General features: G+C 70.9%; 14 protein-coding genes and 1 tRNA gene. 4 read left to right on the top strand and 11 right to left on the bottom strand.

What is annotated here, in order from left to right; all coding sequences use genetic code 11:
- Positions 1-53 precede the first annotated feature (53 nt).
- From LNW72_RS20825 to LNW72_RS20800, 6 genes are all read right to left on the bottom strand, one after another.
- Positions 54-746, bottom strand: coding sequence for a class E sortase (locus tag LNW72_RS20825; protein WP_250976789.1), 693 nt, complete (start codon positions 744-746; stop codon positions 54-56).
- Positions 747-790: 44 nt separating this feature from the next.
- Positions 791-1,801, bottom strand: a complete 1,011-nt coding sequence (locus tag LNW72_RS41700) for a class E sortase (RefSeq protein ID WP_250976788.1) — start codon at positions 1,799-1,801, stop codon at positions 791-793.
- Between the two features lie 544 nt (positions 1,802-2,345).
- Positions 2,346-2,984, bottom strand: a complete 639-nt coding sequence (locus LNW72_RS20815) for an aminodeoxychorismate/anthranilate synthase component II (RefSeq protein WP_250976787.1) — start codon at positions 2,982-2,984, stop codon at positions 2,346-2,348.
- On the bottom strand, positions 2,981-3,193 hold the full coding sequence (locus LNW72_RS20810; RefSeq protein WP_250976786.1) for a hypothetical protein: 213 nt from the start codon (positions 3,191-3,193) through the stop codon (positions 2,981-2,983). The genes LNW72_RS20815 and LNW72_RS20810 overlap by 4 nt, the downstream gene beginning before the upstream one ends.
- A gap of 61 nt (positions 3,194-3,254) precedes the next feature.
- Positions 3,255-3,977, bottom strand: coding sequence for a class E sortase (locus tag LNW72_RS20805; RefSeq protein WP_250976785.1), 723 nt, complete (start codon positions 3,975-3,977; stop codon positions 3,255-3,257).
- Between the two features lie 42 nt (positions 3,978-4,019).
- Positions 4,020-4,802 (bottom strand): DUF881 domain-containing protein, encoded by a 783-nt coding sequence (locus LNW72_RS20800; RefSeq protein WP_250976784.1) that lies wholly within the window; start codon positions 4,800-4,802, stop codon positions 4,020-4,022.
- Between the two features lie 140 nt (positions 4,803-4,942).
- Here LNW72_RS20800 and crgA point away from each other — a divergent pair, with 140 nt between their 5' ends.
- Positions 4,943-5,197, top strand: coding sequence for a cell division protein CrgA (crgA, locus tag LNW72_RS20795; protein ID WP_250976783.1), 255 nt, complete (start codon positions 4,943-4,945; stop codon positions 5,195-5,197).
- Positions 5,198-5,462: 265 nt separating this feature from the next.
- Here the strand turns inward: crgA and LNW72_RS20790 are convergent, their stop codons facing one another.
- Together LNW72_RS20790 and LNW72_RS20785 are read right to left on the bottom strand one after the other, a co-directional pair.
- A complete protein-coding gene (locus LNW72_RS20790; protein ID WP_250976782.1) occupies positions 5,463-6,311 on the bottom strand; it encodes a rhomboid family intramembrane serine protease in 849 nt (282 codons plus the stop codon).
- Positions 6,312-6,395: 84 nt separating this feature from the next.
- On the bottom strand, positions 6,396-6,929 hold the full coding sequence (locus LNW72_RS20785) for a peptidylprolyl isomerase (protein ID WP_250976781.1): 534 nt from the start codon (positions 6,927-6,929) through the stop codon (positions 6,396-6,398).
- Positions 6,930-7,260: 331 nt separating this feature from the next.
- Between LNW72_RS20785 and LNW72_RS20780 the strand changes: the two genes are divergently transcribed.
- Positions 7,261-7,995 carry a DUF5324 family protein gene (locus LNW72_RS20780; protein WP_250976780.1) on the top strand — a complete coding sequence of 245 codons (735 nt, stop codon included), beginning with the start codon at positions 7,261-7,263 and terminating at the stop codon, positions 7,993-7,995.
- Positions 7,996-8,176: 181 nt separating this feature from the next.
- Here the strand turns inward: LNW72_RS20780 and LNW72_RS20775 are convergent, their stop codons facing one another.
- From LNW72_RS20775 to LNW72_RS20765, 3 genes are all read right to left on the bottom strand, one after another.
- A complete protein-coding gene (locus LNW72_RS20775) occupies positions 8,177-9,826 on the bottom strand; it encodes an MFS transporter (protein ID WP_250976779.1) in 1,650 nt (549 codons plus the stop codon).
- Between the two features lie 46 nt (positions 9,827-9,872).
- Positions 9,873-13,295, bottom strand: coding sequence for a BTAD domain-containing putative transcriptional regulator (locus tag LNW72_RS20770; protein WP_374117297.1), 3,423 nt, complete (start codon positions 13,293-13,295; stop codon positions 9,873-9,875).
- An 83-nt stretch (positions 13,296-13,378) separates the two neighbouring features.
- A tRNA-Ala gene (locus tag LNW72_RS20765) sits at positions 13,379-13,451 on the bottom strand.
- Between the two features lie 100 nt (positions 13,452-13,551).
- Between LNW72_RS20765 and LNW72_RS20760 the strand changes: the two genes are divergently transcribed.
- Positions 13,552-14,103 carry a DNA-binding protein gene (locus LNW72_RS20760; RefSeq protein ID WP_138351188.1) on the top strand — a complete coding sequence of 184 codons (552 nt, stop codon included), beginning with the start codon at positions 13,552-13,554 and terminating at the stop codon, positions 14,101-14,103.
- 29 nt (positions 14,104-14,132) lie between these two features.
- Entirely contained in the window at positions 14,133-15,449 is a 1,317-nt protein-coding gene (locus tag LNW72_RS20755) for a serine/threonine protein kinase (protein WP_250976777.1), read from the top strand.
- Positions 15,450-15,452: the final 3 nt, after the last annotated feature.

Raw genomic sequence — 15,452 nt, 5'->3', positions numbered from 1 at the left:
TGCAAATCGAAAATTCCAGCCTATTGTTGGATGTTCATTAATCCGGGTGACGATCAGCCCAGTTCGGCCGGCGGGGTGCGGTTCGCGTCGACCTTGTCGGTGCGGACCAGTTCCGCCCAGACCACGTAGCGGTTCCGGGAGGTGTAGACGGGGGTGCAGGTGGTGAGGGTGATGTAGCGGCCGGGCTTCTTCTTGCCGGACTCCGTCGGGATCTGGTTGATGACGCCGACGTTGTACTTCGAGGTCTCGTCGAGGACCGAGTAGACCTTGTAGACGTACCAGGTGTCCTTGTCCTCGAAGACGACCGGATCGCCGTTCTTGAGCTTGTCGATGTTGTGGAACTTGGCGCCGTGGCCGTCGCGGTGGGCGGCGAGCGTGAAGTTGCCCTGCTTGTCCCACGGCATGGCCGACTTGACGGGCTGGTCGTAGTAGCCGGCGACGCCCTCGTTCAGGATGTCGGTGTCGGTGCCCTTCTTGACCAGGACCTCGAAGTTCCTGCCCATCGCGGGGACATGGAGGAAGCCGATGCCGTCCTTGGTGTCGAGGCCGCGGGGGCCGGGGGCGGACCAGTCCTGCCGGACCTTGTCGCCGTCCCGCTTCGCGTGGCGATCGGCTATCACGTTCGTCCACCACAGCGAGTAGACGACGAACAGGGCGAGCACCAGCCCCGTGGTGATCAGCACTTCACCGATCACACTGATGATGGCCGCGACCGGGCCCCGCCCGCCGCGATTGGTCGTCGTCACCGCTGTTCCGTTCTGTGGCAGTCCGTGGTCCGGCCCGGGGCCGGTCAGTCGGGCAGCGCGGCAGGCTTGCCCTGACTGCGCGGCCGTTCCTCGACCATCTTGCCCCAGACGATCATCCGGTAAGTGCTGGTGAACTCCGGGGTGCACGTGGTCAGGGTGATGTAGCGGCCCGGCTTGGTGAATCCGGAGCCCTGCGGGACCGGCTGGATGACCTTGACGTTCGAGGGAGACGTGCTCGGCAGCACGCTCGTCATCTCGTACGTGTAGTACGTGCTCTCGGTCTCGACCACGATCTTGTCGCCCGGCACCAGCTTGTTGATGTAGCGGAACGGTTCTCCATGGGTGTTGCGGTGGGCCGCGAGCGCGAAGTTGCCCTGCTTGTCCCACGGCATCGCCGTCTTCAGCGCACCCGTGTAGTGGCCGATCATGCCCTTGTCCAGGACGCTGTGCTTGGAGACGCCCTCGGCGATCGGCGCCTTCACATCCAGTTTGGGTATGTACATGATCGCGAAGCCCTGGCCGGGGGAGAAGGCGTCGGCCTTGCGGTCGTCGTTCTTCTTCGCGCTCGTGTCGTTGTTCCACTGGTTCTGCAGCGCGCTGGTCGCGCCGCTGGCCTGCTGATGGGCGCGGATGTTGGTCCACCAGAGCTGGTACGTCACGAAGAGCAGCATCAGCACACCGACCGAGATGAACACCTCGCCGATCACCCGGCTGAGGATCACCGCGGCGCTGTCCTTGGCCGCCCGCTCCGCCCGTCTGGCCTCCAGACGGGTCATGGGGACCGCCGGAGCCGCCGGAGCCGTCTGGACGGGCTCGGAGGCCGTGGTGGCCCCGGCGGCCGCCCGGCCCCTGGCACGGTGCCCAGCGCCCTGCTTGGCCGCTTTACGGCGCTCGGCACGGCCGCCGGGCGCCGGCGCACTCGTCGCGGGAGCGCCCGCCGCCGTGGCCGCGATCTCGTCCGCGGCGCCGGTCGCACCGGGCTCTTCCGTCCCGGCGGGCTCGTCCGGCGTTCCGCCCGGGCGCACGGCGGGGAACTGCGCCGTCTCGCCGGGCACGCCCCTGCGCCGGACCCTGGGGGGCGTCGGCGTCGGCGTCGGCACGGGGGTGGGGGTGGGGTGGGGGTGGATACCGGCGCGGGCGCGGACACGGCCGTCCCCGTGTCGTAACCGCTGTCGTACCCGCCCTCGTACGCCGTACCGTATCCCTCGTCGTACGCGGCGGGCGCGTCGTCGTACGCGGCGGGCGCCGTGTCGTACGCGGGCGGCGGCGCGCTCACCTGCTGCTCCGGCGCTACGGACGTCTGCTGAGGCACCTGCTGGGACGCCGGCTGCGGCATCTCGTGCGGGCGGAACCAGGGGGAGCCGATGACCTCCTGGCCCGCGTCGGAGGTGCCGGAGGAGTCGGAGGCGTCGGCAGATGCCGGTGGTGCGGGTGTTGACGGTGATGCGGGTGTGGGAGGGGGTTCCGTCGCTTCGGGCGCCGGCCGAAGCGGCCCGCGGCCCGGAAGGGGGTCGCTGAGCGGGTCCGCGAGCTGTCCGACCGCCACCGCGAACTGACCCGTGTCCTCGTAGGACGGGGGCTCGTCCGGGCGGATGCCGGTCACGCCCCGGCCCTGCCGACCACGGGCGCCAGTCCCGTCGAACGGTCGGGGGCGCCTTCGTCTCCGCACGCCACCAGCCAGTTGGCGAGCATCAGATGGCCCCATTCGGTGAGGACCGACTCGGGGTGGAACTGAACGCCCTCGACGGCCGCGTCCCGGTGCCGCAGCCCCATGATGATGCCGCTGTCCGTCCAGGCCGTGACCTCGAACTCCGGTGGCACGGTGTCCCGTTCCACCGCCAGCGAGTGGTAGCGCGTCGCGGTGAAGGGCGACGGCAGCCCGGCGAACACCCCGGTGCCGGTGTGCGTCACGGCCGAGGTCTTGCCGTGCAGCAGCTCGGGCGCCCGGCCGACCACGCCGCCGTAGGCGACGGCCATGGACTGCAGGCCCAGGCAGACGCCGAAGACCGGCACCCCGGTCTCCGCGCAGTGCCGGACCATGTCGATACAGACCCCGGCCTGCTCCGGCGCGCCGGGCCCGGGGGAGAGCAGCACCCCGTCGAAGCCGTCCTGCGCGTGCGCGAGCTCGACCTCGTCGTTGCGCAGCACCTCGCACTCGGCGCCGAGCTGGTAGAGGTACTGGACCAGGTTGAAGACGAAGCTGTCGTAGTTGTCCACCACGAGGATGCGAGCGGTCATCGGACGGCGGCCATCCCGTTCGTCGCGTTCATACCGCTCGTCGCGTTCATACCGTTGTCCACGGTCACGTCGTTGAACGGCAGCAGCGGTTCGGCCCACGGGAAGACGTACTGGAACAGGACGTACACGACAGCCAGTGCGAGCACGAGCGAGATCAGCGCTCTGAGCCACACGTTGCCCGGCAGATGCCGCCAGATCCAGCCGTACATGCGGTGCCTTCCTTCCCGGTTCCCCGGAACAGAGTAAGGGGAGATCGGCGGGACCGGTGGCCTACCCGGACAAACCCTTCGGCTCGCCCTGCCCGGCCGGGCTCACCGTCTCCAGGTGCGCCCAGGCGATCAGCCGGTGGCTGTGGCCCCACTCGGGGTCGCAGGTCGTCAGCGTCAGATAGCGGCCCGGCGCGGTCCAGCCGGACTCCCTCGGCACCGGGTCGATGACGCCGACGTCGGTGGGGACGGTACGGAAGGGGTCGCGGTCCAGGACGTACGTGTACCAGGACGTGCCGTCGAAGAGGTAGACGCGGTCGCCCTTGCGCAGCTTGGGGAAGTCCTTGAAGGGGTCGCCGTAGGTGCGCCGGTGGCCGGCCACCGAGAAGTTGCCGGTCTCCCCGAGCCGCGCGGTGCCCGTGTAGTGCCCCAGCCCCTTCTTCAGCACGCCGGTGCCGGTGCCCTGCAGGACGGGCTTGTGCCAGCCGGAGCCGAGCCGCGGGATGTACATGACGGCGAACGACGTGCCGTTCCGGTACGGCGCCGGTGCCGGGGCGGGCGGGGCGGCGGACGGCGTGCCGCTGGTCGCGGTCGGGGCGGGGGTGGGTTCCGCGGGGGCCAGGGAGCCGGTGGCCCAGGTGTTCTGCAGCCGGTCGAGCTCGCCGTTCATCGCGCTGTCCGCGCGCACACCGGTCCAGAACAGGAGGTAGACGACGAAGAGCACGATCAACGCACCCGCGGTGACGCACAGTTCGCTGAGCGTCCGCACCACCAGCCGGATCGTCATCGGCGCCCCCGCCCCCTCGCCCGCCGCCGGTCGCGAATCCGGTCAGGAGACGGGCTTCGCGTAGTGGAGATCCACTGTGCCGGAGTAGCCGGGAAGAGTCACCCGGTTGTCCGCCTCCACTTTCCAGCCGAGCCCATAGGCGTTGACGTACTGGAGGTAGTTCTGGATGGTCGCGTTCCGGTCGATGGCGGCGCGCAGCTTCTTCTGGTCACCCACAGCGGTGATTCTGTACGGCGGGGAGTAGACGCGGCCCTGCAGGATCAGGGTGTTGCCGACGCAGCGGACCGCGCTGGTGGAGATCAGCCGCTGGTCCATGACCCGGATGCCCTCGGCCCCGCCCTCCCACAGCGCGTTGACCACGGCCTGCAGGTCCTGCTGGTGGATGACCAGGTCGTTGGGCGCCGGGTCGGGCACGCCGGGGACGAGCGCGGTGGCGTTCGGCGGGGCGTCGTTGAGGGTGACGTTCAGTGCCGGTCCGGTCAGCGCCTTCGTGCCGGCTTCCTCTTCGAGCAGATCGAGCTGCTTGCGGTTCGCGTCGGTGGCGCCGACGCCCTGCCGGGTGAGGGTGTCGACATCGTTCCGGACCGCGGTGAGCTGCTTCTCCAGCTCCTGGTTCCGGCTGCTCTGCTTGCGCACGTTGTCCGAGAGCTTGGGCAGCGGGTCGTCGCTGCGGATGTTGACGCCCTTGGCCGTGTCGAAGCTCATCCAGAAGATCAGTCCGGCCAGCGCGAAGACTCCCGCACTGAGCGTCCGCAGTACTACGGTGCGGGTGGAAGGACGAGCGGGAGAAGGACGGGAGGGGGGCGCGTCGCCGGAATCGGTCACCGTACCCTTGTCTCCTTCACACCCGAGGAAGCACTACGCTAACGGACGCCCGTCCGCGGTGGTGCCCCCACCCGCCCGGCCAGCCTCACATCCCCGACATCCCCGCGCGGTTACGCAGCGCATCGACAGGAGAGTTCCTCGTGCCGAAGTCACGGATCCGCAAGAAGGCCGACTTCACTCCGCCGCCGGAGAAGACGCAGTCGATAAAGCTCAAGTCCGGCTTCAACTGGGTCGCACCTCTGATGCTGGCGTTCTTCGTCATCGGTCTGGCCTGGATCGTCCTCTTCTACGTCACGCAGGGCAGCCTGCCGATCGACGCGCTGGGGAACTGGAACATCGTGGTGGGCTTCGGCTTCATCGCGGGCGGATTCGTGGTCTCCACGCAGTGGAAGTAGCCGGCTCCCGAGCTGGCCCGGACGGTTCTCCCCAGAGTTGTCCACACGGTTATCCACAGTGGGGAAAAGGTCGGAAGATCTGTGGATAACCTCTACGAGGTTGACGCCGGTGTGACCGGTGGCCGATGTGTCGGCCACCGGTCTTTCGTTGATCTTGCAGGGAAAACACGATGCGGTGACCGCACGCACACACGTTCCCCACAGGGTGCACAGGATCGGGTACTCGTTGTGGATAACGTCTGATCAACGCCAGTGGTAACGCCCTTCAGGCGGTGATCTGAGCCACGGCGATCCAGCTGGCCACGAGGGTGGCCGCCAGCACCGCCGCACAGGTCCCCCACTGCACCAGATCGCGCCGCTCGCGCGGTGCGTACGCCATCCCGATCGCGATCACCGTGCCGGCCGCAAGGCCGCCGAGGTGGCCCTGCCAGCTGACGTTCGACCAGGTGAAACTGAAGAACAGGTTCAGCCCGAGCAGGATCAGGATCGGCCGCATGTCCATCCGGCTGCGCCGCATGAAGACGGCGGTGGCCCCGAAGAGGCCGAAGATCGCCCCGGAGGCCCCCAGCGCACCCGGGTACGGGGCGAGCAGCAGCACCAGAGCACTGCCGCCGAGCCCCGAGATCAGATACAGCGCCAGATAGCGGGCCCGGCCGAGCGTGGCCTCCAGCGGTGCGCCGATCCACCACAGCGTCAGCATGTTGAAGCCGATGTGCCAGTACTCCTGGTGCGCGAAGACCGAGCTGATCAGCCGGTACCACTGGTCGGGGCCCTCGGAGACGCCGATGCAGTACTGCCGCACGACGGGGTCGCAGTACGCGTACAGCGACAGGTCGCCGGCGAGCCGGTCGCCGAGCGCCTGCACCAGCACGAAGACCGCCAGGTTCAGCCCGATGAGGATCTTCGTGACCAGGTGCGGGTCGGCGGCCACCGTGCCGCCCACGACCGTACGCGGCGCGGGCGTCGTCCGCCGGGCCTCGCCCAGGCACTCCGGGCACTGGAAGCCCACCGAGGCGCTGACCATGCATTCCGGGCAGATCGGCCGTTCGCAACGGGTGCAGCGGATGCCGGTCTCGCGATCGGGGTGCCGGTAGCAGTAGACCGCCTGGTCCATGAGGTCCTCTTCCTGGGGACGCGCGTCGCCCTGCCCCTCCATACGGACGGGCAGGGCGCAGTGTTCCCGAAGAGTACGGCGCGATCAGCCCTCGCGGGTCTCGATCACGACCGACTCGATGACGACGTCCTGCACCGGGCGGTCGGTGCGCGGGTTGGTCGGGGTGGCGATGATCGCGTCCACGACCTTCTGGCTGGCCACATCGGTGACCTCGCCGAAGATGCTGTGCTTGCGGGTCAGCCACGTGGTCGGGGAGACGGTGATGAAGAACTGCGAGCCGTTGGTGCCCGGGCCCGCGTTGGCCATCGCCAGCAGGTAGGGCTTGTCGAACCCGAGGTCGGGGTGGAACTCGTCCGCGAACTCGTAGCCGGGACCGCCGGTGCCGTTGCCCAGCGGGTCGCCGCCCTGGATCATGAAGCCGGTGATCACACGGTGGAAGACCGTGCCGTCGTACAGCTTCGCGTTGGTCGGCTTGCCGGTCTTCGGGTCGGTCCACTCACGCGTGCCCTCGGCGAGCTCGACGAAGTTCTTCACGGTCTTCGGTGCGTGGTTCGGCAGGAGCCGGACCTCGATGTCCCCGTGGTTGGTCTTCAGGGTCGCATAGAGCTGCTCGGCCACGATCTACCTTCCATAGTCTTCGCTGACAGGGACAAATCCTCGCACGGACGAGGAGTGGCCGTCGGCTTCCCCGGCTCCATCGCGTACCGGCGCGCATCTCCATCGCGTACCGGCGCGCATCTCCATCGCGTACCGGCGCGCATCTCCATCGCGTACCGGCGCGCATCTCTATCGCGTACCGGCGCGCATCGTGGCATCGTCGGTGGAAGCTCTCCGTGTGTCCCGCCTTGACCCATATGCCCGGTCGCACATGCCGGACCGGCCGTAAACAGGCATGATTTCAAATCGGGTGGATAGGCGAAAACCGTACGCCACCGAGGAGGAGGTTCCTGTGACCCGCATCGACAGCGTGCGCAACGCAGCCGGGCAGACCAAGGACAGCATGCAGCACGCCGCTGAGGTGGTCGCTCCATACGCCGTCACCGCCAAGGACAGCGCCGCGCACTACGCGGACGAGGCAAAGATCTGGCTGACGCCCCGAGTGGCGACCGCCGCGCAGAAGGCACATGCCGCACTACCGCCCAAGGTCGCTTCGGCCGTGGACACCGCGGCCGTCAAGGCCGCGCTGACCGCGCGCCAGGCCAACGAGTACGCGGCCCCCCGGGTCGGACACGCGGTGGAGGTCACCCGTGCCGCCGCGGGCCCCGCCCGTGACGAGGCCGTGGCACGTGGCGCGGCCGCCCTGGCCGCACTGCAGGGCAGGGTGTCCATCGCCGAGATCGACAAGCTGGGCCGGCAGCACCGGCGCCGCGCCAAGGCGGGCAAGGCGTTCAAGCGCCTTGTGGTGCTCGGCGTGATCAGCGGGGCCGGTTTCGCCGCGTGGAAGTGGTGGAGCAAGCAGACCAACCCGGACTGGCTGGTCGAGCCCGCTCCGCCGACCGAGGTCGCGGACCGTGCCACGCTCAACGGCAGCGGCCCGACCCTCGTCGGCATGGACCGTACGGACAAGGCCGACCCGCTCGACAAGGTCGACGGCTCGCCCGTCGAGCCCCTGGACCCCGAGGTGCAGGCGAAGCAGGCCGAGGCGGACCGGATCGAACGCCCGGACCACGGCGACGAATCCTGACCTCGCACCGCCCCTGATCCCGGGCCGCCCCCGACCCTGAGCCGCCCCTGAACCGGGCCGGCCCGGCAGCCGGTGGCACCGGGGTCCTGGACCTCCTATCGATACAGCGCGTACGCACCTCATGGCGGAGGGCGGGAGACCGGTAGGGTCTCCCGCCCTCCGCCATGCGCGGGGATACGGGTCAGCTGCCGACCAGTTCCCTGGCGCCGTCCGTCCCGTCGGACACGTCGCCGGCCGTCCCACCGTCCTTCGCGCCGTCCTTCGCGCCGTCCTCGTCGGCCGGTTCGTCGATCACCGCGGGGACGCCCCGCAGGGTGCAGAACGCGATGACCGCCGCGACGGCGATCAGGCCGGCGCCCGCCAGGGTGGTGACGTGCATGCTGTGGGTGAAGGCCTGGCTCGCCGTCTCGGCGACCTGCCGCCCCATCGGGCCGGACAGCTGCGCGCCGGGCCCGACCGCCCCGCCGACCGATTCCCTGGCGGCCTGGGCCGCACCGGCCGGAATGCCCGCCGGCAGGTCGAGACCGCCGCGGTAGACACCGGTCAGTACCGAGCCGAGGACCGCGATGCCCAGCGCCCCGCCGAGCTCCATCGCCGTCTCGGAGATCGCCGCCGCGGCGCCCGACCGCTCCTTCGGCACGCTCGCCATCGCCGTGTCGAAGGTGACGGTGAACGTCAGCGTGATGCCCGCACCGTTGACGATCAGGGCGGGCAGCAGCAGCCAGTAGCTGGAGTCCGGGGTGACCAGGCCGAGACCGACCATGCTGACCGACATCAGGACCAGGCCCAGGGCCACCACCTTGGCCCGGCCGATCCTCGGTACCAGGGCGGAGGACAGCGGCGCGGCGAAGGCGGCGGACAGCGGGCCGGGGAGCAGCGCCAGGCCCGCCATCAGCGGGGACCAGCCACGGACGGCCTGGAAGTAGAGCGAGAAGGCCAGCGAGAGCGAGGCCGAGGCGAAGATCGCGACCAGGTTGGCGCTGACGGAGCCGGTGAAGGCCGGGTTGCGGAAGAGCCTGATGTCCAGCAGCGGTGAGGCGATACGGGTCTGACGCCGGAGGAAGACGATCAGGCAGCCGGCGCCGATCGCGGCGGCGATCCACACCGACGGCTCGTGCACACCGTCACGGGCGGCCGTCTTGATGGCGAAGATGACACCCAGCAGACCGGCGATCGAGAGCGGGACGCTGATCCAGTCCAGCCGTCCCGGGTCGGGGTTGCGGGACTCGGGGAGCACGATCGCACCGGCGATCAGGACCGCCAGCAGGACCGGGACGTTGATCAGGAAGACCGAACCCCACCAGAAGTGGTCCAGCAGCGCGCCGCCGACGACCGGGCCGAGCGCGAAGCTGCCCGCCCCGACGCCGCCGGAGATGCCCACGGCCGTGGTGCGCTCGCGGGGATCGGTGAACACGTTGCGGACGATCGACAGCGTCGACGGCATGATCGTCGCGCCGGCCACCCCCAGCAGCGCACGGGCGCCGATGAGCATCTCCGGGCTGGTGGCGTACGCGGTGAGGACCGAGGCCACCCCGAAGGCGCCGGCGCCCAGCAGCAGCAGCTTCTTGCGGCCTATCCGGTCACCGAGGTTGCCCATCACCACCAGCAGGCCGCCGAGGGCGAACCCGTAGATGTCCGCTATCCACAGGATCTCGGTGCCCGACGGCTTCAGGTCGGTGACGAGCGAGGGGATCGCGTAGTTGAGCACGCTGGTGTCGATACCGAGAAGCGCCGCGGCCACACAGCAGATCGCCAGTACCGCCCAACGCCGGGGATCCAAGGGAGTCGTGGAGGTCTGCGCACGCTGCGCCGCCTGCTGATTCTTCGTCATGCCGGTGACTGTGTCAGAGCGTTCTGACCGGTCACTGACCGTTCGCTTACCGCGCAGCGTCGAAGTCGGTCAGCGCCACGACCGTCTGTTCACGGGAGAGCGCGACACCGCGGGCGTGCGCCGCGGCGAAGGCCGTTTCGCCGAGCGCGGCGCGGGCGGCGGCGCCGGCCCGGACGGTGTCCCGGTCGGGCGGCACCTCGGCGCCGCGCAGCGTCCGGGCGACGCCGAGCAGCAGCGCGGCCCGCTCCGGTCCGCCGTCCAGCAGCGCCAGGCCGGCCAGCGCCTCGGCGAAGCTCGCGGCGACCGGGCCGTTGCGGCTCACCAACTCGCCCCCGGGGACCTGGCGGTAGTAGCCGCGGGCCCGCTCCAGGTCCTCCTCGGCCTCGGCGATCCTGGCCAGCCCGATCAAGATCAGCGAACGGTTCATGTCGAGACCGGCCCACCCGGTGCCGCTCTCGCCGAGGGCCAGCTCGCACAGCGCGCGGGCCTCGGCCAGCTCACCGCACGCCCGGGCGACCTCGCCCAGGCCCAGGTGGGCCAGCGCCGTGCAGTCGGGCGCACCGGCCCGGCCGGACAGCTCGACCACCCGCTCGTAGTCGGCGCGGGCCGCCCCGGTGTCTCCGTCGCGGGCACTGCGTTCGGCCCGCCGGCACAGCAGTTGCGCCATGTCCTCGATGGCTCCGAGCGGTTCGACATAGCCGAGCGCCTCATCGGTCAGCGCCGCGGCGCGCTCGTGGTCGCCCTGCCAGTCGGCGAGCTGCGCCAGGACGTCCAGCGCGTTGGCCATCGCCCAGCGGTCGCCGAGTACCCGGAAGCGGGCCAGCCCGGCGGTGAACTCCCGCTCCGCGAGGGCGGTGTCGCCCCGCACCATCCAGTGCGCGTAGCCCTGCCCCAGATGCAGCAGCGCCACAGTCCAGGGGTCACGGCCCGGCTCGTCCAGGGTGAGCGCGATCAGCTCGGCGGCGTCGGCGGTGGGCGCGCCCATGGCCATCGCCCAGATGACGGTGAGGCTGGGGAAGCGCTGCGGAATGTAGTCGAGGGAGGCCATCACCGCGTCGGCGGCCGCCGTGTGCGCGCCCAGCTCACGGTTGTCGGAGACGCCGTTGGCCGCGGCGAGCACGCACAGCACGTACTCCTCGTCGAGCCCCTCCGGCGCCTGCGGCCCGATGATGTCCAGCAGCTCGCGGGCGGGCCCGGCGCCCTCCAGCCGTACGCCGCGCAGCAGCCAGTACGTGGACAGCGGGGCCAGCAGCCGCAGCGCCATCGCGACGTCGCCGTCCTCCACGCGGCGGCGCAACGCGGTGTGCAGGTTGTCCTGGTCGGCGGAGAGCCGTCGCAGCCAGTCGAGCTGTTCCGCGCGCCGCAGATGGGGCTCCGCCGCGGCGGCCACACCGAGGAAGTACCGGGCGTGGGCGCGGCGCAGGGCCGCGGTCTCGCCGGCCTCCGCGAGCCGCTCGGCACCGTAGGCGCGGATCGTCTCCAGCATCCGGTAGCGGACCCCGTCGGCGCCCTCGGGACGGTGGGCGACGACCAGGGACTTGTCGACGAGCGAGTCGATCAGATCGAGCACGTCGAACGCGTCGACCCCGGCCTCCCGCGTCCCGCCGCCGTCCGCCGTGTCGTCCCCCGTCACGTCCTCGTCCGCCGCGCGGTCCGCACAGACGGCCTCGGCGGCCTCCAGCGTCCAGCCGCCGGCGAAGACCGAGACCCGGCGCAGGACGGCGCGTTCGGCCTCCGTGAGCAGATCCCAGCTCCAGTCGACGACCCCGCGCAGCGTCTTCTGGCGGGGCTGGGCGGTCCGGCTGCCGCGCGACAGCAGACGGAACCGTTCGTCGGGCCGGATCCCGGGCCCGTACTCGCTCTGCTCCGGCGCCGCGGAGAGCACGCCGAGCCGGGAGGCGATCTCGGACGCCGACATCGAACGCAGCCGGGCGGCGGCCAGCTCGATGGCCAGCGGCAGTCCGTCGAGCGCCGTGCACACCCGCAGGACGGCATCGAGATCGGCGGCCAGCTCGAACTCGGGCTGCACGGCGACGGCCCGTTCGGTGAACAGCCGCACCGCGGGGAACGCCAGCGCACCGACATGATCCGTGCCGGGCGGCGGCAGCCGCAACGGGGGGATCGGGCAGAGCGTCTCGCCGGGGATCCCCAGCGGTTCACGGGTGGTGGCCAGCACCCGCAGCTGTCCGCAGTCACCGAGCAGCCGGCCGACGATCTTGGCGATCTCGCCGACGACGTGCTCGCAGTTGTCCAGCACGAGCAGCAGCGGGCGGTCGGCCAGAGCCGCGGTGACCCGGTCGACCGGATCGGGCGCCGGACCGGCACCGGGCATCACCCCGGCCTCGCGCAGTCCGAGCGCGCCCTGGATCGCGTGCGGCACCTCGGCGGCATCGGTGAGGCCGGCGAGCTCGACGAAACACGCCTCGCCGCCGTACCGGCCGGCCGCCTCGATCGCGATCCGGGTCTTGCCCGCACCGCCCGGGCCGATGAGGGTGACGAGCCGCCCTTCGGACAGCTGGGCACCGATCCGGTCCAGCTCCTCGTCGCGGCCGACGAAGCTGGTGAGCTGCGTGGGCAGCACGAACCGCGGTCGGGCCGGCGCGGAGGCCGTCGCCGAGGCGGAGGGCATGGTCGTCGCGTTCTTCGCGTTCTTCGCGTTCTTCGCGTTCTTCGTGGGCGTCGTGGGCGTCGTGGGCGATGTTCCACGTGGAACATGCGCGTGCGCGGCGGGCGTCAGCCCCGGATCCCCGCGCAGCACCGCCAGGTGAACGGCGGCCAGTTCCAGTCCCGGATCCGCCCCCAGCGTGTCGGCGAGCTCGCTGCGCGCCGCCTCGTACGCCTCCAGCGCCTCGCTCTGCCGCCCGCTGCCGTACAGCGCCCGCATCAGCTGTCCGCGCAGCCGCTCACGCAACGGATGCGCGTCGACGAGCTCCCGCAGCCCGGCGACCAGCTCCCGGTGCCCGCCGAGCGCGAGTTCGGCCTCCATCCGGTCCTCGGCGGCCGAGACCCGCAGCTCCTCCAGCCGTGTCACCTGCACCTGCGCGAACGGAGCGCCGTCCACATCGGCCAGCGCCGGCCCGCGCCACAGCTCCAGCGCCTCCCGCAGCAGGACGGCGGCACGCGCGGGGTCGCCCGCTGCCAGCGCGTCACGGCCCTCCGCGCTGAGCCGCTGGAAACGGTGCGAGTCGACGTCGTCGGGGTCGATCGCGAGCCGGTAGCCCGCCGGATGGAACTCGATCTTCTGCGGCAGCACCTGGCGCAGCCGGGACACCTGCGACTGGAGGGCGTTCGCGACCCCGGCCGGCGGATCCTCCCCGTACAGGCCGTCGATCAGCCGTTCGGGCGTCACCACCCGGCCCGCGTCGAGCAACAGCAGCGCCAGCAGCGCCCGGCGCCGCGGCCCACCCAGCGCGACCGCGCTGCCGTCCGCGTTCCAGACCTGCGTCGCGCCAAGGATGCCGAACATCACGCCCCCGATTGTGCAGCACCGGATGGTGATCCGATACGCAAATCAGCGCGGGACCGCTGACGGTCCCGCGCTGATCAACACTGTGGAGCCTAGGAGATTCGAACTCCTGACATCTGCCTTGCAAAGGCAGCGCTCTACCAACTGAGCTAAGGCCCCTCTTCGCAGAACAGCGTACCCGTTCCGGGACGCGACCCCGACCCAGTATCCCGGTCCGTAGGATGCTTTGCAGGATTCACGGCCGCAAACAGGAGTGCGTATGGACCCCTCTCCGCACGACGCCGCCAGCCGCGCGCAGGAGCTGCAGCGCAATTGGTACGGCGAGCCGCTCGGCGACCTCTTCCGCCGCCTCATCGGCGATCTCGGGCTGAACCAGGCGCGCCTGGCGGGGGTGCTGGGGCTCTCCGCGCCGATGCTCTCGCAGCTGATGAGCGGTCAGCGCGCGAAGATCGGCAACCCGGCCGTCGTCCAGCGGCTGCAAGCACTCCAGGATCTCGCCGGGCATGTCGCGGACGGCAGCGTGACGTCCTCCGAGGCGACCTCGCGGATGGACGACATCCGGCAGTCGTCCGGCTCCTCCGTCCTCACCGGCACCACCCACAGCTCCTCCTCGGGCTCCGCCGCCGGCGCCGCCCGGCACGTCGTACGGGACATCCAGTCGCTGCTGCGGGCCGTCGCGTCCGCCGAAGAGATTGCGGAAGCGGCGAACACCCTCGCGTCCAGCCATCCACAACTGGCAGAGTTCCTCCATGTGTACGGCGCCGGGCGCACCGCGGAAGCGATCGCCCACTACGAGGCGCACCAGGGCTGACCGGATGAGCAGGGGGCGGGTCGCAGACCATGGGTGAGGTCTTCGCAGGCCGGTACGAGCTGGTGGACCCGATCGGACGGGGCGGCTCGGGCGCGGTCTGGCGTTCCTGGGACCACCGGCGGGGACGCTATGTCGCGGCGAAGGTCCTCCAGCAGAGCGACGCGCACGCCCTGCTGCGCTTCGTCCGCGAGCAGGCGATGCGGATCGACCATCCGCACGTCCTGGCGCCCGCCAGCTGGGCCGCCGACGACGACAAGGTCCTGTTCACCATGGACCTGGTCCGCGGCGGATCGCTCTCCCACCTGATCGGTGACTACGGGCCGCTGCCCCCGCACTTCGTGTGCGCCCTGCTCGACCAGCTGCTCTCCGGGCTGACGGCCGTCCACGCCGAAGGCGTCGTGCACCGGGACATCAAGCCCGCCAACATCCTGCTGGAGGCCACCGGCACCGGCCAGCCGCACCTGCGGCTGTCGGACTTCGGCATCGCCATGCGCAAGGGCGAGCCGCGGCTGACCGAGGTCAACTACGTCGTCGGCACCCCGGGCTACTTCGCGCCCGAGCAGATGATGGGCGCGGAACCCGACTTCCCGGCCGATCTGTACGCGGTCGGCCTGGTCGCCCTCTACCTGCTCAGCGGGCAGAAGCCGGACGCCCAGGCGATCTACGAGCGCTACCTGAACGAGGGCGTCCCGCGCGCCCCGCAGGGTGTGCCCGAGCCGATGTGGCAGGTCATCGGCAATCTGCTGCAACCCGACCCGGACGCCCGCTTCCGCACCGCCACCGGCGCCCGCAAGGCGCTCTCCGCCGTGGTCGAGCTGCTGTCGGTGCCCGGTCTGGACGACGAGCCGGTCGAGGTCTTCGACCAGATCGGCCCACTGCCGGAGGGCTTCGACGCCCAGGGCCCGCACCGGAAGCGGCGTCGGGCCCGGGCCGAGGAAACCAGCAGCTTCCACCTCCCGGCGCCCCAGCCGCCACCGGCCCCGGTACCGTCCCCGTCCCCGTCCCCGGAGTACGCACCGCAGCAGCCGCCCGCGTACGGCTACCCCCAGACGGGAACACAGACCCCACCGCCCCCCGCCCACAACCCGTACACGGCGGCAGCAGCGTCCCAGAGCCACCTCCAGACAGGACCGGCCCAACCCGCGGCAGAGGCACCCACAGGCCCGCCCCAGCTACCGGAACCCACCCGCCCGTACACAGCGGCGGTACCCCCCACACCGCCCCCCGCTCTGCAACCGGTTCCGCAGACACGCCGACCGGGACCACCGGCCAAGCTGGTGATCCCGATCCTGATCGTCGCCGCGCTCTGCTTCGCGGTGGGCATCTGGGCGCTGACAGCGGCCTGAGTT

The sequence above is a fragment of the Streptomyces sp. RKAG293 genome (genome assembly GCF_023701745.1).
In the GTDB taxonomy this organism is placed as follows: domain Bacteria; phylum Actinomycetota; class Actinomycetes; order Streptomycetales; family Streptomycetaceae; genus Actinacidiphila.
This window is presented reverse-complemented; position numbering and strand designations above follow the sequence as displayed.